The sequence below is a fragment of the Microbacterium neimengense genome (genome assembly GCF_054782995.1).
Genome location: NZ_BAAGRK010000001.1, coordinates 299,015 through 319,145, shown reverse-complemented (window position 1 = coordinate 319,145; position 20,131 = coordinate 299,015). Strand labels below are relative to the sequence as shown.

The 20,131-nt window shown below is 70.3% G+C and carries 15 protein-coding genes; all 15 read right to left on the bottom strand.

The window, feature by feature from the left end; all coding sequences use genetic code 11:
- Window positions 1-1,089 (bottom strand): hypothetical protein, encoded by a 1,089-nt coding sequence (locus ACYVJS_RS01465; protein WP_460737068.1) that lies wholly within the window; start codon window positions 1,087-1,089, stop codon window positions 1-3.
- A 144-nt stretch (window positions 1,090-1,233) separates the two neighbouring features.
- Window positions 1,234-2,292: a hypothetical protein gene (locus ACYVJS_RS01460; RefSeq protein WP_460737066.1), complete on the bottom strand. Its 1,059-nt coding sequence runs from the start codon at window positions 2,290-2,292 to the stop codon at window positions 1,234-1,236.
- Window positions 2,293-2,318: 26 nt separating this feature from the next.
- The gene (locus ACYVJS_RS01455; protein ID WP_460737064.1) at window positions 2,319-3,419 is read right to left on the bottom strand and encodes a hypothetical protein; all 1,101 of its coding nucleotides are present in this window, start codon (window positions 3,417-3,419) and stop codon (window positions 2,319-2,321) included.
- Window positions 3,420-3,465: 46 nt separating this feature from the next.
- A complete protein-coding gene (locus tag ACYVJS_RS01450; protein ID WP_460737062.1) occupies window positions 3,466-5,943 on the bottom strand; it encodes a hypothetical protein in 2,478 nt (825 codons plus the stop codon).
- 142 nt (window positions 5,944-6,085) lie between these two features.
- The gene (pstS, locus tag ACYVJS_RS01445) at window positions 6,086-8,812 is read right to left on the bottom strand and encodes a phosphate ABC transporter substrate-binding protein PstS (protein ID WP_460737060.1); all 2,727 of its coding nucleotides are present in this window, start codon (window positions 8,810-8,812) and stop codon (window positions 6,086-6,088) included.
- Window positions 8,812-9,837, bottom strand: coding sequence for a phosphate ABC transporter permease subunit PstC (gene pstC, locus ACYVJS_RS01440; RefSeq protein WP_460737058.1), 1,026 nt, complete (start codon window positions 9,835-9,837; stop codon window positions 8,812-8,814). Before pstC ends, pstS begins: the two co-directional genes overlap by 1 nt.
- A gap of 133 nt (window positions 9,838-9,970) precedes the next feature.
- Complete coding sequence (locus ACYVJS_RS01435) at window positions 9,971-11,614, bottom strand: protein kinase domain-containing protein (RefSeq protein WP_460737089.1); 1,644 nt, start codon at window positions 11,612-11,614, stop codon at window positions 9,971-9,973.
- A gap of 5 nt (window positions 11,615-11,619) precedes the next feature.
- Entirely contained in the window at window positions 11,620-12,084 is a 465-nt protein-coding gene (locus ACYVJS_RS01430) for a hypothetical protein (RefSeq protein WP_460737056.1), read from the bottom strand.
- A gap of 135 nt (window positions 12,085-12,219) precedes the next feature.
- A complete protein-coding gene (gene argH, locus ACYVJS_RS01425; RefSeq protein WP_460737055.1) occupies window positions 12,220-13,650 on the bottom strand; it encodes an argininosuccinate lyase in 1,431 nt (476 codons plus the stop codon).
- Window positions 13,651-13,659: 9 nt separating this feature from the next.
- Window positions 13,660-14,748, bottom strand: a complete 1,089-nt coding sequence (locus ACYVJS_RS01420) for a heparan-alpha-glucosaminide N-acetyltransferase domain-containing protein (protein WP_460737053.1) — start codon at window positions 14,746-14,748, stop codon at window positions 13,660-13,662.
- Between the two features lie 13 nt (window positions 14,749-14,761).
- Entirely contained in the window at window positions 14,762-15,685 is a 924-nt protein-coding gene (argF, locus tag ACYVJS_RS01415) for an ornithine carbamoyltransferase (protein ID WP_243227244.1), read from the bottom strand.
- The gene (locus ACYVJS_RS01410) at window positions 15,682-16,923 is read right to left on the bottom strand and encodes an acetylornithine transaminase (protein ID WP_460737051.1); all 1,242 of its coding nucleotides are present in this window, start codon (window positions 16,921-16,923) and stop codon (window positions 15,682-15,684) included. Before ACYVJS_RS01410 ends, argF begins: the two co-directional genes overlap by 4 nt.
- Window positions 16,923-17,825, bottom strand: a complete 903-nt coding sequence (gene argB / locus ACYVJS_RS01405; RefSeq protein WP_243227242.1) for an acetylglutamate kinase — start codon at window positions 17,823-17,825, stop codon at window positions 16,923-16,925. Before argB ends, ACYVJS_RS01410 begins: the two co-directional genes overlap by 1 nt.
- Window positions 17,822-18,979 carry a bifunctional glutamate N-acetyltransferase/amino-acid acetyltransferase ArgJ gene (gene argJ / locus ACYVJS_RS01400; RefSeq protein WP_460737049.1) on the bottom strand — a complete coding sequence of 386 codons (1,158 nt, stop codon included), beginning with the start codon at window positions 18,977-18,979 and terminating at the stop codon, window positions 17,822-17,824. The genes argB and argJ overlap by 4 nt, the downstream gene beginning before the upstream one ends.
- Window positions 18,976-20,022, bottom strand: a complete 1,047-nt coding sequence (gene argC / locus ACYVJS_RS01395; protein WP_460737047.1) for an N-acetyl-gamma-glutamyl-phosphate reductase — start codon at window positions 20,020-20,022, stop codon at window positions 18,976-18,978. The genes argJ and argC overlap by 4 nt, the downstream gene beginning before the upstream one ends.
- Window positions 20,023-20,131 lie beyond the last annotated feature (109 nt).

The following is a 20,131-nucleotide window of genomic DNA, read 5'->3' as shown; positions in this document are numbered from 1 at the left end:
TCAGATCCCCGTTCCGATTGTCTCGCGCTCGGCCGCGGCCCGTTCTGCGTCGGCACGGGTGAACGCCATCCACTCGGCGGCACGCTTGTCGTCGCGCCGACGCCTCCAGCGCAGGTACACCACGAAGAGTCCTCCGAGCACGAGGACGGCGACGAGCACCCACGGCACGGCCCAGAAGCCCGCCTCGCGGTCCACCTGCGGAGCCGGCGGCGCCTCGCCCGTCGCCCCCGTCTGATCGCCTCGCGAGTACAAGGATGCGGTCGCATCGACGTACACGTACTGACCGATCGGACCGAGGTCGTACGTGACGGTGCGGGAGGCCCCCGGCAGGAGCTCGTCGAGGTTCTCGAGCCGACGTTCGATGAGATCCGTGCCGAAGAAGCTCTTCGCCATCAGCACGAGCGTCGGCGCGAGGGCGACGTTGCCCTCGTTGGTGACCGTGAGGGTGACGCTCGCACTGCCGTCGAAGGGGTTGAGCGCCGGCTCGTAGGTCGCCGTCATCCCCGTGATGTTCAAGAGCGACTGGAGGTCGCCGGCCACCCGCACGTACATGCGCGTCCCCACGCGGCGATCCACGAGGATCTGATCGGACGGGGACTGGGATGACACGATGAGCCCGCCGGCGTGGTCGCCGGGGGGCGCGTCAGCCGGAACCTTCACCGAGAAGCGGATCGCACGCGCATCCCCGGGCGCGAGATCGAACTGCATCCGGGTGGAGCCGTCCTCGAGCACGACCCAGGAGCCGGAGTCGCTGGCGGCCGCGTTCGCATCCAGGAGGGCGAAGTCCCCGCTCTCCGTGTTGAAGGCGTCGGTGGCGTACACGGTCACGCGCTGCGCCGTCGTGCCGGTGTTCAGCACGCGATAGCAGTCCGCGACCTCCTGCCCGGGGGCGGCGTCGTAGGTGAACCGCGAGCGACCGTCGGCGGCTCCCGCGTCGTCGCACGGACCTCCGGCGATGGCGTCGGTGTCGTCGGCGTGCGCGCTCGAGGGCGCGACGACCACGAGCAGGCCTGCCGTCAGAAGCGTCGCCGACAGCGCGATGATCGCACGCAGCACAAGGGCACCCGTTCGGGTTCGGGTCTCGAACACGGATCATTTACTCCATATCTGGCTGACCGCCGCACGTCCACGGGGTGAACGCGCGGCGAACAGGGACAAGCGATCCGCCGCGCCCGGGCGAGCCCGGGCGCGGCGGGTGGGGGTGGGGCCCGTCGGCGCCCCACCCCCGGGATCTCACTTCGAGACGACGGTGACCGTCATCGTCGAGGTGTAGGTGCCCGCCGGGGTGCCCAGCGGAGCGGTCAGCGTCAGCGCGGCCGACAGGTCGGTCTTGCCGGTTCCCGCACCCGCGGCCGCCTCGGCGAACTTCGCCCCGGCCGTGGCACCGGTGAGCGCCGACACGGCTGAGACGCCGGTAGCGGTCGAGGTGCTCTTGACGGCGGGGACGATCGCCAACGCGGTGGGATCGATGGTGTTCGACCCGCTCGTGAAGGTCGCCACCGAGGTGTTCACCGTCCAGCCCGGCTTGGTCGCGTAGCGCTCGTCGCTGACCTGGAAGGTCGGCAGCGTACCGGTGGACACCGACTTGCCCGTGTTGTCCAGCGCGGCCGAGCCCAGCGTGGCCTTCTCGCCGGTGGGGATGCTCAGCGAGAGCGCCCCGTCGACGGGAGCCGCCACCGGCGCCTCGATCGCGATCTGGCCCGTGGGATCAGTCGGGTCTGTGGGCGTGGTCGCCTGCGTCGGATACTCGTACGTCCAGTCGGCCGTGCCTGCCGTGACGTGGATGTACGCGAAGGCGCCGAGCCCCACGAACGTCACGCCGTTGTTCTTCGTGTACGCGATACCCATGCTGTAGTCGCCGCCGGCGGCCTTGATGGGCGCGAACGACGCGCCGGGGAACTGGTTGAGCGCCGCAGGAGCCTGCAGGACCCGCTTCGTGCCCGGCTCGAAACCGATGTCGACGCGCGTCGCCCAGTCGGCGATGGACGACTCCTTGCCGCGCGGCGAGATGAAGATGTAGGTCGACTCCGCGTCGGCGGGCGCGTCGGCGAACCGCTGGTCGGGGTCGGTGGCGCTGGGCGCCCCCACGAGTCCGGTCGTGTACTCGAGCTGGGTACCCGAGGGCACCACCACGCCGGTGTCCAGCGAGTAGAGGAAGTAGGGCTCGGGCGTGCCGTTCGGCGTCCAGTCGCCGACGGCCGCGGATGCGGCGCTGGCGCCGAACCCGGCGACGCCGAGTCCGAGCGAGAGGGCAAGGCCGGCGGCCGCGACCTTGGTGATCGAGAGTTTCATGTCGATGTGTCCTTTGGGGTTCGGGCTCAGAGGGTCACGAATGCGAAGAGGGGCGCCGTCTGCGACGGGGCGAGGAATCCGAACTTCTCCTTGACGCGACGGGGGGTGCCCGCAAGGCCGCCGGTGAAGTTGGTGAGGCTCGTGGTCTTGCTCGGGTCGACCAGAGCGGCGAGCGAGGCGTCGTACTTCGCGTCACCGGGGGTGATGCGCGCACGCTCGACGACGAGATACGTGTCGCGACCGAACGTCGTGTTCGCGTAGTACGTGGCGTTGGGCACGGTGCTCGCGCCAGAGCCGGTCACCGCGGTGGTGCCCGACACGGCACTGCCCAGCGAGACACCGGTGGCCGCGGCCACGGTGTTCACACCGGCGGCGCCCGTCACCTGAGCGGTCCAGCTGGCCACCGAGAACGGGATGATCTCGCCCGCGGCCAGCACGGTCGCGTCGTTCTCCGCGGTGGTGTTGCCCGTGTCGATGCCGGCCTTCAGGCTCGGGTTACCGATGGCGCCGAGGAAGAACGAGCGCGTTCCCGATCCGTTCTGCGGCAGGCGGGGGTTCACGGCGACACCGTCGATCGAGGTCAGGGTGCCTTCGTAGATCTGCTTCAGCTGCGCGGCGGTGAGGTTCGCCCAGGCTGCCGTGCCGCCCTTGTAGATGTAGGACACGGCATCCCGGCCGAACGGGATGTAGGCGAGCTTGCCGTCCGCATTCTGGTTGGTGCCCGGGCCGCTCGAGGAGCGGGCGATGTCGACCTGACCCGTGATGGTCTTGCCGTTGTAGGCGGTGCCGGTGATCGAGGCACGCAGCGCCGTGACACCGTTGCCCGAGCCCGAGGGGCGCTGGAAGTAGGGCCCGCCGGACTTCGTCTGGATCTGGCTGCCCGCACCCGTGGAGGGGAACGCGTCGAACGAGCCGATCGTGTCGCCACCGGCGGTCTTGACACGAACGGTCGATCCGGTCACCGAGGTGCCGTTCGCGAGTGCGTTGGCCGCATCCTGGAGGGTGTCGGAGCCGACGAGCACGTAACTGTTGGACACGACCTCGGCGTTCGCCGAGCCCGCCACGAACCCGCCCGCGACGACGACGCCCAGCGCCGCGGTCACGGCAGCAAGCCGCTTGAACTTCATGGTGTTCTCTTTCTGTCGGGTGAAAAGGGTGATGCGGAAGAGAAGGTCAGAGGCGCCGGCGCAGACGGCCGACGAAGGGCACAGCGCCAGCGGCGGCGACGCCGGCCAGCAGACTCATCGGAAGGGCCTGCGTCAGCGCGCCCGTCTCGGGGTCGTCCGGTGTCGCCCCGGCGGACAGCGCCCCCGACGCTGCTCCGGATGCGACGGGATTCGGGGCGGATGCGGGCGGTGCGGCGGGAGCGGGAGCGGGAGCGGAAGCGGCGGCCGGAGCGGGCGCCGCCGGAGCGGGGCTGGCCGTGGGCGCCGGCGCCTTCGCGTCGATGGCATCGGCCGCGGCGAGCGCCTGCGTGCGCCACGCCTCGGGCAACGGTGCGTACCCTTCGGGGAGCTGCCCCTGGAGGTTGCCCGGTGTCTGTCCGTCCTTCACCGCGAAACGGACGAATCGCGCGTAACTGGCCGCCACCGCATCCGAGTTGAGGGACGTGTTCGTCGCCGCGTAGACCGGGATGGAGAGCGGGTATGCATCCTCGTCGGCGCGCACGGCCGCGGAGAACGGGTCGAGAGCGAGAACCTGCGGCTGCGTTGCGGAGGCGGTCATCAGCGACGCGGCCGCCAGGATGCTTGCGGTGTCGGGGGCGACGAACGTTCCCGCGGGGGTGCGCAGCTTCGCGGTGACGGTCTGATAGCGGCGGGCGGACGAGGTGTCCGTCATCGCAATGACCTTGCGGTCACCGACGAGGTCGCGCGCCTTGCGCTGCCACTTGGGCGGCTGCGCGATCGGATCCCACTCCCCCACATTCAGCCCGTCGCCGCGGAGCGCGTAGTAGGCCCCCGAGACGAGATCGTTCGTGTACGGCCGCCATGCGACGGAGTTGAGAACGCGCGGCTCGCCGGCGTAGGCCTCCTCGGGGTCGACCTTCGGGAAGTCGTCGCGCGGCAGTTCGAGCGCGTTGCCGGTCGGGTTGACGTCCGCGTCCGTGGAGGCGTAGGGGTTCACCTTCATCCCCCACGGGTCCGCTTCCCCCGCCAGGAATGCGGCGGCCTCGTCGTCCGCAAGGATGTAGTTCCACACCGCTCGCGCGTAGCCGGAGCGCCCCAGCGGCACCATGAGATCGGCGACCGCCGGGCTCACGATGGCCTGGTCCCGCCAGGTCGGATTGACCGAGAGGAATTCCGGGTCGAAAACGATGTTGCGGGGATTGCGACCGAGATGACTCGTGTCGGCGTTGGTGGGAAGCGCATCCGTGTAGCTGGAGGTGAGCAGCTTCGCCAGCAGACGCGGCGTGAGGTTCATCTCCTCGAACGGACGTCGCGCCGCATCCTGTTCCTCCGGCGGCGCCACAGCTGAGGGATAACGATCGACCGCGAAGGTCACCGCGATGCCGGTGAGCGCGATGGGCGCATACGTGAGCGCATCCACCTCGCCGTCCCGGGGCCGAACGGGCTGCGACGTCAGCGCGAGCGGCGAGTCGGAGACGGTGTTGGCGCTGGCCGCCGCATCCATGTCGGTGGTCGTGATGAGCGTGTAGGCGTCGCCGTCCTCGGCGCCGCAGAGCTCGGGCTGCCAGGACGAGACCGCATCGCTCGCGAGCTCGGAACCCGCGAGCTGCTGCTCACCGACACCGATCGCGCAGTGCGTGCCCACCGGCTGGAAGTCGAGCCGCACGGCGATCCGGTGCTTCCACTGCTCCCAGAACAGCGGAGATGCGGTGTTCGTGCCCGCACCGCGCGGAACGACGACCAGCCAGCACGGTTGTCCGGTGACCGCGCCGTCGGCGCCGGTCACCGCGGCGCCGCAGCCGAGGCCCGGCGACTGCAGGGCGGTCTGCAGCTCGAAGGTGACGGCTCCCGTTCCCGAGCTGTTCGAACCCGCCCAGGGGATCTCGTTGGTCGTGTACCGGGTGAAGTAGGCGTTCTCGTTCAGGTTGACGCCGGGGATCCGCTGATTGTGCTCGTCGATGCTGCGCACCACGTCGGAGACGCCCGTGCTGGCATCGGGAACGGTGCGGAAGGGGATGCCGGTATAGGAGCCGTCCAGCCCGCCCTTGCCGAAGTAGGAGTAGCGGGCATCTTCCGGGGCGATGGCGTCGGCCGAGGAGCGCCCGTCGTCGCGGCGCGCGCCCGGAGTGGCGAAGCCGCCGAACTGGCAGGTGGTCCGAGACGGGAGGTACTCGGCGTCGTCGTTGATGACGTCGCCCCAGCACTGCATGATCTGCAGGAAGTTCTCACCGCCGGTTTGACCGCTCGGCAGGGTGGAAGCCTTGCCGCCGGTCCACGACACCGACACGGCCTGTGCGACCAGGTCGGCGGTCTGCGAGACGGTGACCTTGAGGTCGGGCATCGGCGCGTCGCCGAGGTAGATGTCCTGGTCTCGGGCCGAGACCGTCACGACCGATGACGACGAGGTGTCCTCCGCGCGCGCTGCGCCCGTGACGGCGAGCGAGACCGACAGCACGGCCGCGCAGGTCACGACGCCCGCCGCGACGGATCGCACCCACGTGCGGACGAGTCCGTTTCGGACCACGAGAACACCCCAGTTCTGGCCGCCCCAGCGACCACACCACACGTTAGGAATCCCGTGCGAATCGGCTGTGTCCGCACTGGGAATGACCGGCTCCGCCGGCCGTCGGGTTGCCTTCCGGCAGGTGAACGGCGGGTGCCGCGACTCAGCGGCCGCGCCCCCGTGACCGCAGCAGGAGCGGCGGCGCGAGGAGGGCCACCGCCACGAGGACGACCGCGACGAGCATCCCCGTCTGCGAGGGGCCCCAGCTCTCGGACGCGAGGGTGAACGGTGTCGACACCGCCGTGCCCCCTGCTCCGGAGCCCGAGACCAGGTTGCCGTTCGCGTCGTAGACGGCGTCCGAAGCGGCACCGGCTACCGCGGTTCCTCCCGTCGCAGCCGCGGCAGCCGCACCGGACGCCCCGGCACCGTTGGTGCCCGATGGCGGCGCAGTGCCCTCTCCCGCGCCCGCATTGCTGCAGGAGTCCGCGTTGTAGGGCCCGACATTCGATCCCGGGATGCGGGAGATCTGGTCGAATGCGGCCTTCACGAGATTGTTCGGCAACGGTGAGTACCCCAGGGCGCCCGCCTGCTTCTGCCCCTCGCACACGATGTACTTGACGAATGCGCCGAGCGTGTATCCCTTGCGTTCGGTGAAGATCCCGCCCACCTGGGTCGGCACGATCATGTACGAGTAGCTGGAGAGCGGGTACGCCGAGGGGTCGGCGTTGTTGTAGACGCCGTCGAGGATCTGGGTCAGGTAGTCCGGTGAGGACTGGTCCTCGTTGATGCGCGCCTCACGCAGCGCGATCTCGACGTTCGCCGCGGTCGGCTCGACATAGTTGCCGGAGACGTTCTTGAGCTTCACGACCGGGATACCCGACTTCATGGCGTAGGAGTACTCGACGTACGTGATGGAGCCTTCGCCGTTGGTCGGGTTGCTGACATAGCCCGAGACACCGAGCGAGCCGCTCTGCGCCTTGAAGTTGAAGGACGGAGGGAACTGCGACGTCATGCCGGTTCCCCAGGTCTGCGGGTACTGCGTCGACATCCACTTCGTGAACTGCGCCGTCGAGCCCGAACCGTCCGAGCGGACGACAGGCGTGATGGCACGGTCGGGAAGCACGAGCTGCGGGTTCTCCGCCTGGATGGCCGGATCGTTCCAGCGGGTGATCTGGCCCGTGAAGATCTTCGCGACGATGTCACCGGGCAGCTGCAGATCGGTGACGAGCTTGCCGCCGATCTTCAGGTTGTACATCAGCGACGTGCCGCCGGCGACGATCGGGAGGTAGGCGTAGGGCCGCGTCGAGATCTCCGAGGGCGAACCGTCCTCCGGCTGCGCCTGGAACGGGATCTCGCTGACCGCGAAGTCGACCGTCTCCCGGATGAAGTCGTTGCGGCCCGCTGAGGAGCCCGTGCCGCTGAAGCTGATCGTCATGCCGTAGTTGTTCGCCACGTTGCGGCGCCACTGGTCCAGCGCATTCTGCGACCACGTCGAGCCGGAACCTGAGATGGCGACGTAGGTGTCGGCTCGCGCGGCGGTGGTGCCTCCGAGTGCGAAGGTGCCGACGACGAGTGCGGCGAGGGCGGCGTGCAGAGCACGGCGGCGGGGGCGGTTCACGGGTTCTCCTGCGGGCGGGTGGAGGGCGCCGGGGCGACGGCCTCGAAGTGCGGGGGGGCGACGGACGATGCGCATGAGGTCTTCGCGCGAGCGGCGTGCGGCGCGGTAGCGCTGCCCCTCGGAGAGCACGCCGGCGCCGCGACCGCCGATGAGGCGGGCGATGACGAACAGGCTGAGTACGAGCAGGATGAGCACCGCCGCCGTCCCGAACCCGCGCGCCACCATGTTGGGCTCGGGCGATTGGACGAAGGTGAAGACCTGCAGCGGGAGGGAGATCATCGGCCCCGAGAAGGGATCGGTGTTCATCTGAGCGGTGATGCCAGAGGTGAGCAGCACGGGTGACGTTTCGCCGATTCCGCGCGCCGTGCCGAGGATGACGGCGGTGGCGAGACCGGAGCGGGAGGTCGGCAGGACCACCCGCCACACCGTCCGCCACTTCGACGATCCGAGCGCGTACGACGCTTCGCGAAGCTGGTGGGGCACGAGTCGGAGCACGACGTCGGCCGAGCGGATCACGATCGGGAGCATCATCACGGTGATCGCGATGGATGCGGCGAATCCGGAGCGCTCCTTGGTGATCAGGGTGATGATGGCCGCGTAGACGAAGAGTCCCGCGACGATGGAGGGCAGCGCGGTCATCGCGTCCGAGACGGTGCGCACGAAGCGGGCGAAGCGACCGCCGATCTCGTTGAGGAACACCGCGGTCGTGATGCCCAGCGGAACGGTGATGGCCAGGGCGATGCCAATCTGGATGAGGGTTCCGACGACCGCGTGGGAGATGCCGCCGACCGAGAGCGGATCGAGCGGCCCCGCGAAGCGCATGGTCTCGACGAAGAAGTTGGCGTTCGACAGGGCGGGTACCCCGCGGGCGAGCGTGTAGACCGCGACGAACACGAGCGCGGCGAGCACGATGACGCCCGCGCTGTAGAGGAGGACGGTGACCACGCGGTTGAGGACGGCCAACCGGTCCGCGGTGAGCGAGACGAGAGCGGCGTAGGCGACGATGAACACCACGAACGCCACGGCGATCCATCCCACCGGGCCCGTCAGCGGCGCGATCCAGCCGAACAGCAGCGTCGCCACCGACACGCCGGCCAGCATCGCGCCGATCAGGTCGTAGCCGTCCGAGAGCGAGGCCCGGCCCGGCCGACGCCGCTCCGGTCGTGCCTGATCCGGCTGCGCGATCGGCACACGGGTGCGCGGCTGTCCCGCGGATCGCGCGGTCGCATTCGCCGCATCCCGCGACGCGGCGGTGTCATCGATCAGAGTCATCAGGTGCTCTCCGCTCCGGAGCGTGACCGCGCGACGATCGAGGACGCAGTGAAGTTGATCACGAGCGTGATCAGGAACAGGGCGAGGCCCGCGGCCATGAGGGCCGAGAGCCCGAACTCGCTCGACTCGCCGTACCGCAGCGCGATGAGCGCCGAGACCGAGTTCGACCCGGTCTTCAGCACCTCCCAGTTGATCGTGAAGATGGGCGAGATGATCATGTACACGGCGATCGTCTCGCCGAGCGCGCGACCGAGCCCCAGCATCATGCCGCCGATGATGCCGCCGCGACCGAACGGCAGCACGACGGTGCGGATCATGCCCCAGCGCGTCGATCCCAGCGCGAGGGCCCCTTCGCGTTCGCCGATCGGCGCCTGCGAGAAGGCCTCGCGCATGATCGAGGTCTGCGTGGGCAGCACCATCAGCGCCACCACCATGCCCGCGATGAACGCCGACGAGGTGTAGGCGCTCGCCTCCGTCAGGCGCTGCCCGTCCTCGGTGACGGCGAACACCGGGATCCAGCCGAAGTAGGTGGAGATCCACTGCGCGACGGGAACGGCGTTCTCCTGCAGGAACTGCACGCCCCACAGCCCGAAGACGACGCTCGGGACCGCGGCCATGAGGTCGACGATCGTCACCATGGCCCGCTTGACGCCGCCCGGCAGCGCCTCGCTGATCAGCAGCGCCGTACCCAGCGCCAGCGGGAACGAGAAGACCAGTGCGACGACCGCGATCGTGATCGTTCCGAACAGCACGGCCGCGATGCCGAACGAGCCAGCGACGCCCTCCTGCGGCTCCCAGCGCTGCGTCCACAGGAACGAGAGCCCCGAAGTGCCGAGGGCCTGCCCGCCGCGCGCCGTGAGGAACACGCCCACGGCGAGCATGATCGCGACCGTGGTGCCACCGGCGGCGTAGGCGACAGTGCGGAACACGCGGTCGCCCAGGACCGGTCGCGAGCGCAGCGAGCGTCGCGGAGCGGTCGAGGTGCTCGCGCTGGGCGCGATGACCTCGGTGGTGGCGTCGCTCAACTCTTCCTCCGTCTTTCGGGCAGGCGGAGCCCTCCCCAGGGCTTGGCCGCCAGCATCCCGTCGCGAGATGAATGCTGGATGCTGCGGACATGTCCTGCGGGTGTCGTGCTCCGGTGCCGCGAGTGCCGTCGGTTCACGAGACAGGCGGAGCGAGGGTGGGCGTCGCCGACGTCGACGGCGTGGGCGTGGGCGTCGGCACCGGTGTCGGAGACGGCTCGGGGCGTGCGGCGACGAGCGTGACCGCGTCGCCGAACGGCAGCAGCTCGCCCGCCGAGGGCCGGCTCGCGAGCGCGAGGCCCGCGGTCCCGCGGCCGCTGTACTCCGTGATGGGGCGGAAGCCGGCTGCGACCACCGCCGCCTGCGCATCGACGAGGGTCATTCCCGCCACGGAGGGCACCGAGTTGTTCCCCGTCGCGACGCGCAACGAGACCGGCGAGCCGATCTCGGGCGCCGAACCCTCCGCCGGGTCCGCGCCGAGCACGACGTCGGCCGCCGCGGGGGCGTCGACGCGGACGAGGTCCCCGAGCCGAAGACCTGCCGTCTCGAGCACGCGCGTGGCATCGATCAGAGCGAGCCCTGCGAGCCGAGGCACGACGACCGTCGCGGGCCGAGGCGACACCGTCTCGGTCGTCGTCGGCTCCGGCGTGGCGAGGGCGACGGCCGTGGGGGCGGGGCGCGACGGAGCCGCAGACGGCGCGGAGCCCGCTGCCGCGGAGACGGCGATCACGGCGACCACGCACAAGGAGGCAGCGGCGGCCGCGATCCACAGAGGCCACCGCCCGCGGACCGCCGCGGAGCCCGGCTGCGCGGCGGGGAGGGCGTCGCCCGTCACTGTGCTGCCGGGGGACGCCGGCACCAGGGTGCGGTAGTGGCGGGTCGGCCCTGTCGGCGCCTCGGAGAGCTCGGACACCGCGGAGGAAGCGACGGCCGCGAGGGCCTGCCGCATCCGTTCGGCATCCGGATAGCGATCGGCCGGATCCTTGAGCATCGCCGTGGCCACGACGCGATCGAGGGCCCGCGGCACCCCGCGTCGGCGGGCGGACGGTAGCGGAGGGGCAGCTGTCAGGTGCGCTCGGGCGATCGCTGCCGCATCACCGGCGTAGGGCGCGCGGCCAGTGAGCAGGAAGAACAGGACTGCGCCGACTTGATAGAGATCGCTCGCCTCCGTCACCGGAGCGCCACGGAGCTGTTCCGGCGAGGCGTACGCGACGCTCGCCACCACGCCCTCCACTGCACCCTCGGCTCCCGACAGCAATGCGTCGGTGCCGACGGTGGGCCGCCCGGGAACATCGGCGAGACCGAAGTCCAGCAGCGTGACACTCTTGCCGACGTCGGCGTCTGACGCATCCGGGTCGATCAGGATGTTGGCCGGTGTGACGTCGCGGTGCACCACCGACTGTGCGTGGGCGGCACTCAAGGCGGCGAGCACGCGGTCCGCGATCTCCCGAGCTCGGGAGGGATCCAGCGGTCCGTTCAGCTGGACATGGTCAGTGAGCGTGACCCCCTGAGCGAGCTCCATCGCGATCCAGACCACCGCGGTCCCGTCGTCGGCGACGCCCGCATCCAACACCCTGGCGATGTTCTCGTGGTCGACGGCCCGCGCGGCGTGCACCTCCTCGAAGAAGGCGTCCCAGCGCGCGGGGTCCTCGGCGAGGTGCGGATGCAGGAGCTTGAGGGCGATCATCTCGCCGGTGCGGGTGTCCTCGGCGGCGAAGACCGCCGCGGTCCCGCCGCTGCCGAGAAGCGAACGCAGCCGGAAACGCCCCGCGAGGAGCATGTCGCTCACCGCACGAACTCGGAGGCGGAACCGGAGCGGGACTCCTCCTGCATGGCCAGGAGCAGCCGCACCGCGAGCGCACCGGCATTGCGCGCGACGGAACGGTTCTCGTACCGGCGTGCACCGATCATGATGATCTCCTCGTCGAGGACGACGAACCAGCCGGTGGTACGCAGACCCGGCTCCGGATCGGAGCGGACCCTGAGCCGGTGGGCGACACCGATGAGTCGGGCGACATCGGCGCGCGCCGTCGCCTCGGACGCGGACAACCGGGCGCTGCGTCCCAGTTCGCGGTGGTTCTCCGTCAGAAGGCGCCAGCCGACGACCGTTCCGGCCACGGGGGCGACAGCGTCCGCGACGCGGACGCTGTCGCCATGCATCGCCAGTACATCCGCGACGGCACGCAACCAGTCGACCGCGGCGCGGTGGGACCGCTCCGGAAACCGCGCGTACAGGAAGTGCGCAGGCATCGTCTCTCCTTCGAAGCGCACCTGAGCGCAGGGGCGCGTCCGAAGCGTGGCGGGCGCAGGTCGACGTCCACCGTCCTGCGGGTGAACGACAGAGGTCGAGCGGGCGAGGCGCGGGTTACCGGAGCGCGATCACGCTCAGATGCCGAGCTCGCGCGCGAGCGTCTGCGTGCGAGAGACGAGCTCGCCGCGCTGCTCGGCCACTCGGCGCGGCGACGTTCCGCCGAAGCCGTCGCGGCTCGCCAGCGAGCCTGGCACCGTCAGCACCTCGCGCACGCCCGGCTCCAGGCGCGGCGAGACCGCGGCCAGCATGGCGTCGTCCGCGTCATGGAGCTCGATGCCGCGCTGCTCGCACGCCTGCACGAGCGCACCCGAGATCTCGTGCGCCTCGCGGAACGGCACACCGCGCTTGACGAGCCATTCGGCGACATCCGTCGCGAGCGAGAATCCCTGAGGTGCGAGCTCCGCCATCCGTTCGGTGTCGAAACGCGCGGTGGCGATCATGCCGGCGAACGCCGGCAGCACGAGTTCGAGGGTGGCGACCGAGTCGAAGACCGGCTCCTTATCCTCCTGCAGATCGCGGTTGTACGCCAAGGGCAGCGCCTTGAGGGTCGCGAGCAGACCCGACAGGTTGCCGATGAGACGGCCCGACTTGCCGCGCGCGAGCTCCGCGATGTCGGGGTTCTTCTTCTGCGGCATGATGCTCGAGCCCGTCGAGAAGCCGTCGTCGAGTCGCACAAAGGCGAACTCACGAGTGTTCCAGACGATGATCTCCTCCGCGAAGCGGGAGAGGTCGACACCGATCATGGCCGCGATGAAGGCGAACTCAGCCACCACGTCGCGCGAGCTCGTGCCGTCGATCGAGTTCTCCGCCGGCCGGTCGAGCCCCAGGTGCTCCGCAACCAGCTGCGGGTCGAGGCCCAGCGTGGAACCCGCGAGCGCGCCACCGCCGTACGGGGACACACGCGCGCGGACGCCCCAGTCCCGGAGCCGCTCGAGATCGCGCACGAGCGGCCAGGCGTGCGCCTGGAGATGGTGAGCGAGCAGCACGGGCTGGGCGTGTTGCAGGTGTGTGCGCCCGGGCATGGCCGCATCCGCGTGCGCCTCGGCCTGGGAGACGATCGCGTCGACGAGCCGGACGAGATCGCGGGCGATGACGGCGGCGTGATCGAGCAGGTACAGACGAACGAGGGTGGCGATCTGGTCGTTGCGGCTGCGACCGGCGCGTAGCTTGCCGCCGAGCTCGGGGCCGACCTCGGCGATCAGGGCCTGCTCGAGGGCGCCGTGGACGTCCTCATCGCCCTCGGCGGGCACCAGGCGGCCATCGGCGACGGCCGCGGCCAGAGCGTCCAGTCCCTCGTGCATGCGTCGCGCCTCATCGGCGTCGAGATACCCTGCAGCCGCCAAGGCGGCGGCATGCGCGTGCGAGCCGGCGAGGTCGTAGGGCGCGAGGATCCAGTCGAAGTGCGTGGATCGGCTGAGCGCTGCGAGCTCGGGCGAGGGGCCGGAAGCGAAGCGGCCTCCCCACAGGGAACCGCGATGAGTGGCGTCGTGGGGGGCGTCGTTCACCCGACCAGCCTACCGAGCACGCTCGGCGGCCGTGCGCACGCTGCGGCGCGCGACCCCGGCGAACAGCCGCTCCAGCGGCCCCCGCCCCATCGTCAGCGCCCATGCGGTGCAGCCGGCCACGACGGCGATCGTCAGCGGCCCGAACGGCTGGAGCTCACGGAACTCCCACAGCGCTCCGGTGTCGCCGAGTGCGACCAGAGCCCACACGGCCCAGATGAGCAGCTGGGTCGTGTACGCCGTCAACGGCATGGCCCCCGTCGCACGCAGCGGCAGCAGCAACCACGTCACCCACGTGCGTGCGATGAGCAGGCATCCCCCCAGGACCGCGACCGCGGTGGCCGCGCCACCGATGACCTCGGGCAGGCCGCCCGAGTGGGGGTACGTGCTCAGCGCGACGCTCCAGTAGTCGGACGCGACGGTCATGGGCTCGGCGAGGCCGCCGGCGCCGTACGCGAACAGGGCGGTCCCGACCCCCATCACGACGAGGATCGTCGCGACCCGGACATCGCGCAGATCGGTGCGCCCGAGCGCGAGACCGAGCACCAGAAATCCGATCCACAGCGGGAACGGGTATGCCCAGCCGATGACGAGCGCGACGCTCTCTCCTTCTGGGGTGTCCCAGAACGGCAGCAGCCCGAGCGCCGCCTGGAGGAACGGCATGACCACGAGCAGCGCCGCCGCGATCCCGAACAGAGTCCCCGCGCCGAGCCGCAGGAGCGGCAGCGCGAACAGGAACAGCACGGCGTAAGCCGGGAGGATCACATAGACGGGCACGCCCGTGAGGATCAGCAGGATGCCGAGTACCCAGATGAGTCCCGCCCGCACGAGCAGACGGCCGCGCGCTACGCGCAACCGCTCCCCCGAGACGGGGGAGGTTCCGCCCGTCGTCAGGGCGATCGACACTCCCGCGACGACGGCGAACAGGATCGACGATCGCCCGTTCACGATGTCGAGCCACGTCTGCGGGCGCGTCAGCTCGAAGGGCTCCTCGATCGTCAGCAGGTGGGCGGCGAGCATGCCGATGACCGCGAGACCGCGGGCGAGATCGATCCCGCCGAGCCGGTCGGCTCCGTTCAGCCGCGCCAGCGCCCGCCTCATCCCGCTGGTCCGATCAGCTCTGACGCAGCAGCCAGACCAGCAGCGCCTTCTGGGCGTGCAACCGGTTCTCGGCCTCGTCCCACACCACGCTCTGCGGGCCGTCGATCACGGCCGCGTCCACCTCGTAGCCGCGATCGGCGGGAAGGCAGTGGATGAAAATCGCGCCGGGATCGGCGAGGGCCATCGTCTCCTCGGTCACCTTGTAGGCGCCGAGGTCGCGAAGGCGGGCGAGCTTCTCCTCCTCCTTGCCCATCGACACCCAGGTGTCGGTCACGATGATGTCGGCACCGGCCGCGGCCTCCAGCGGATCCGTGAGCAGGGTGAGCGATCCCCCGGTCTCGGCGGCGCGACGGTCGGCGTCGGCGACGATGTCCTCACGCGGTGCGTAGGATTCCGGCGACGCGACGCGCACGTGCATCCCGGCGGTGACACCCGCAAGCGCGTACGAGTGCGCCATGTTCGAGCGGCCGTCGCCGAAGAACGCGAGGGTCAACCCCTTGAGTTCGCCCTTGTGCTCGCGGATCGTCAGCAGATCGGCGAGAAGCTGGCAGGGGTGGAAGTCGTCGCTCAGTGCGTTCACGACGGGCACGCGGGTGCCGCGCGCCATCTCCTCGAGCCCCGCCTGCGCGTAGGTGCGCCACACGATCGCCGCCACCTGACGCTCGAGCACGCGCGCCGTGTCGGAGGGCGTCTCTTTGCCGCCGAGCTGGCTGTTGGCGGTCGAGATGATCAGCGGAGAGCCGCCGAGGTCGGCGATGCCGACGGCGAACGAGACCCGCGTGCGCGTGGAGGACTTGTCGAAGATCACCGCAACGGTCTGGGGACCGGCGAGCGGCTTCGCCGCCCAGCGGTCCGCCTTCAGCTCCAGGGCCAGATCGAGGATCTCCGCCTGCTCGGCGCTGGTCAGGTCGTCGTCGCGCAGCAGATGACGGGTCATGCGTGGGCCTCCGTGTCGGGCGATGCGCTCTCCAGCAGCAGCGCGTCGGCGACCGTTGCCAGCGCGGCGGAGAAGAGCCGGGTGAACTCGTCGATCTCGACATCGCCGATCGTGAGCGGCGGTGCGATGCGGATCGTTTGATCGTTGGGCGCATTGACGACGAGCCCGTGCTGCTGCGCCGCGGCCACGACCGCCGGCGCGACGGGATGCGTGAGCGCCACGCCGAGAAGCAGCCCCTGCCCGCGCACGCCCTGGATGAGGTCGGACCCGATCCCCGCGATCGCCTCGCGCAGCTGCGCACCGCGTGCGGCCGCGGCCTCGACGAGGCCTGCACGCTCGATCTCCTCGAGCACGGCGCCGGCCACGGCGGTGCCCAGGGCATTCCCTCCGAAGGTCGAGCCGTGCGTTCCGGGGTAGAAGAGGTCGCTTGCCGCGCCGAAAGTGATCAGGGCGCCGATCGGGAAGCCGCCGCCGATGCCCTTGGCGACAGTGATCGCGTCAGGGGTGATGCCGGCGTGCTGGAATCCGAACCATGCGCCCGTGCGACCGGCGCCGGTCTGGATCTCGTCGACGATGAGCAGCGCGCCGTGGCGCTCGGTGATCTCCCGCGCGGCCTCGAGGTAGCCCTCCGGCAGCGGCAGGACGCCCGCCTCGCCCTTGATGGGCTCGACGAACAGGGCTGCGACACGGTCGTCCATCGCGGCCTCCAGCGCCTCGATCGTCGAGTCGAGGAACTCGACGCCGGGCACCATCGGCAGGAACGGCTCCTGCATGGCGGGCTTCCCGGTGAGCGCGAGGGTGCCCATCGTGCGGCCATGGAATGCGCCGTTGAGCGCCAGGATGCGGGGACGATCCGTGCCGCCGTGGAGGCGAGCGAGCTTGAACGCCGCCTCGTTGGCCTCGGCACCGGAGTTGCCGAAGTACACCCGTCCCGTCTCGCCCGCGCCGGACAGGCGCTTCAGCCGGGATGCGAGGGCGAGCTGCGGCGGCGTCGCGAAGTAATTCGAGACGTGAGCGAGACGCGCCGCCTGCGAGGCGACCGCGTCGACGAACACCGGGTGGGCGTGCCCGAGGGCATCGACGGCGATTCCGGCGAGGAAGTCGAGATAGCGTCGGCCGTCCTCGTCCCAGAGGTACGCACCCTCACCGCGGACGAAGAGCGCCATACGGTCGCCGACGTTGCGGACGAGGTCACGTCCGGCGTCGTCCTGCCACGCGGTCACAGTCTGTTCGGCCATCACGCCACCACCTCGGTTCCGATGCCTTTCTGAGTGAAGAGTTCGACGAGCACCGAGTGCGGCACCCGCCCGTCGATGATCGCCGCGGTCGGAACGCCGCCCGTGACCGCGTCGAGGCACGCCTGCATCTTCGGGATCATCCCCGACTCCAGGCGCGGGAGCATCTCGCGAAGCTCCGCCGCCGTCAGGTGCGAGACGAGGGAGTCGCGGTTCGGCCAGTCCGCATACAGGCCCGGAACGTCCGTCAGCACGACGAGCTTCACCGCGCCGAGAGCCACCGCGAGCGCCGCCGCGGCCGCATCCGCGTTCACGTTGAGCGAGTGCCCGACGTGGTCGAGATCGGGCGCGATGGAGGACACCACCGGGATGCGGCCCGCCTCGAGCTGATCGATGATCGGTTGCGGGTCGACCGAGACGACGTCGCCGACGCGTCCCAGATCGTGCTCGACGCCGTCGACGACGACACCACGACGGCGCCCGCCGAACAGGCCCGCATCCTCACCGGAGAGTCCCGTCGCGACGGGTCCGTGCGCATTGATCTTGGCGACCAGCTGCGGGTTGATCTGCCCGGTGAGCACCATGCGCACGACCGTGATCGCCTCGGTCGAGGTCACGCGGTATCCGCCCTTGAACTCGCTCGGGATCGCGAGCCGGTCCAGCATGTTGGAGATCTGCGGGCCGCCGCCGTGCACGACGACGGGCTTGACGCCGACGTAGCGGAGGTAGGCGATGTCGGCGGCGAAGGCGTCCTGCAGCTCGTCGGAGACCATCGCGTTGCCGCCGTACTTCACGACGACGATCTGCTCGCGGTAGCGCTTGAGCCACGGGAGCGACTCGATGAGCGTCTCCGCCTTGGCGCTGGCGGCCGCGGGGTCTGTGTCTTGCAGATCGATACCTGTCATGAGGAGTAGGCGCTGTTCTCGTGGACGTAGTCGTGCGTGAGGTCGTTGGTGCGGATCGTCGCCTCGACGTCGCCGACCTTCAGGTCGACGACGACCTCGGTCGCGCGCGGGGTCAGATCGACCTGCTCGCGGGGCGCGTCGGGGCCGCCGGCGGAGCAGACGCGGATGCCGTTCATCCAGACGTCGACGTCGTAGGGGTCGAAGGCGGCCTGCGTGGTGCCGATCGCCGCCAGCACCCGTCCCCAGTTCGGATCGTTGCCGAAGATCGCCGCCTTGAACAGGTTGTTGCGCGCGATGGAGCGCCCCACCTCCACCGCGTCGTCCTCGGATGCGGCGTGCACGACGCGGATCGTGATGTCATGGCTCGCGCCCTCGGCGTCGCCCTGCAGCTGACGCGCCAGGTCATCGCACAGGGCGACGAGCCCCTCGCGGAAGGCTGCCGCATCCGGCTCGACGCCGCTCGCGCCGCTGACGAGCAGACTCACCTGATCGTTGGTCGACATGCAGCCGTCGGAATCGAGGCGGTCGAAGCTCACGTGGGTCGCGGCGCGCAGGTGCGCGTCGGCGTCGGATGCGGTCAGCACGGCGTCCGTCGTGATGACCACGAGCATCGTGGCAAGACCCGGCGCGAGCATGCCCGCGCCTTTCGCGATACCGCCGATCGTCCAGCCGTCGCCGGCGTACACGCTCGTCTTCGCGACGGAGTCGGTCGTCATGATCGCCCGCGCCGCATCCAGACCGCCGTCGGCGGACAGCGCGGCGACACCGGCTTCGACGCCCTCCAGCACCTTCGCGCGGAACGTCTCGTCGCCCGTTCCGATCAGACCGGTCGAGCACACGAGGATGTCGCCGGGCGCGACACCGAGCAGCTCCGCCGCCTTCTCGGCGGTCTGGTGGGTCGTCTGGAACCCGAAGGAGCCCGTGAAGCAGTTCGCGCCGCCGGAGTTGAGCACCACGGCCTCGACGATGCCGTCGGTGATCACCTGCTCCGACCACAGGATGGGATTGGCTTTGGCCCGGTTGGAGGTGAAGACAGCGGCGCCGACCTTGAGCGGTCCGCGGTTGACGACCACGGCGACATCGGACTTGCCGGTCGATTTCAGGCCGACGGCGACACCGGCGGCCTCGAATCCTGCGGGGGCGGTGACGGTCACGGCGCGACTCCGTTCACAGTGAGCGCGCGATGTTCGGGAAGACCGAGCGCGATGTTCATGGACTGCACGGCGGCGCCCGCCGTGCCCTTGACGAGATTGTCGACGGCGGCGACGACGACGACGCGGTTCGCCGAGCGGTCGATGGCGAGCCCGAGGAGCGCCGTGTTGGCACCGAGCACGTCGGCCGTGCGTGGAAACGCGCCCTCCGGCAGCAGCTGCACGAATGTCTCGTTACCGTAGGCCGCCTCCCAGGCCTCCCGGATCTCGGCGTCGGTGACGCCGGGGGCGATGGGGGCGGTGGAGGTGGCCAGGATGCCGCGCGACATCGGGACGATGACGGGCGTGAAGGAGATGCGCACGTCGCCCAGGGCGCCGGCGCCGACGAGCGCCTGCTGGATCTCCGGGATGTGGCGGTGCGTGCCGCCGACGGCATACGGATTCGCCGTGCCGAGGATCTCGCTCGCGAGCAGGTTCGGCTTGAGGGTCTTGCCCGCGCCGGAGGGGCCCACGGCGAGGACGCTGACGATGTCGCCCGGATCGATGACGCCGGCTGCGACACCCGGAGCCAGGCTCAGCGAGACGGTGGACGCGTTGCATCCGGGAGCGGCGATGCGTGAGGCCCCGACGAGCCGCGCACGCTGCTTCTCGCCGTCGACGAGCAGCTCCGGCACACCGTAGGTCCACGGCTCGTGGAAATCGCCGCCGTAGAAGGCCGCCCATGCGTCGGCGGAGGTGAGCCGGTGATCGGCCCCGGCGTCGATGACCAGCGGCACATCGGCGAGCGCATCGGTGTACTGACCGGACTGACCGTGCGGCAGCGCGAGCACGACGATGTCGTGGCCGGCGAGCACGTCAGGAGTGGTCGGCTGGAGCTCGAGGTGCGCGAGCGAGCGCAGGTGCGGCTGCTGCGAGATCAGCGGCGTTCCGGCATTCGAATGCGCGGTGACCGTGCGGATCTCGACGTCGGGGTGCGCGGAGAGGATGCGGAGGATCTCGCCTCCTGCATAGCCGGACGCGCCGGATACGGCGACCGAATAGGGCATGGGTTCCACCTTAGAGTCTGGGAGCTGTGCGCTCGCGCGCACCGGCGGCATCGGCGACGCCCGCGCACCCGGACCGGTGCGGCACGCATCGCCTAGATTCGGCGGTCTC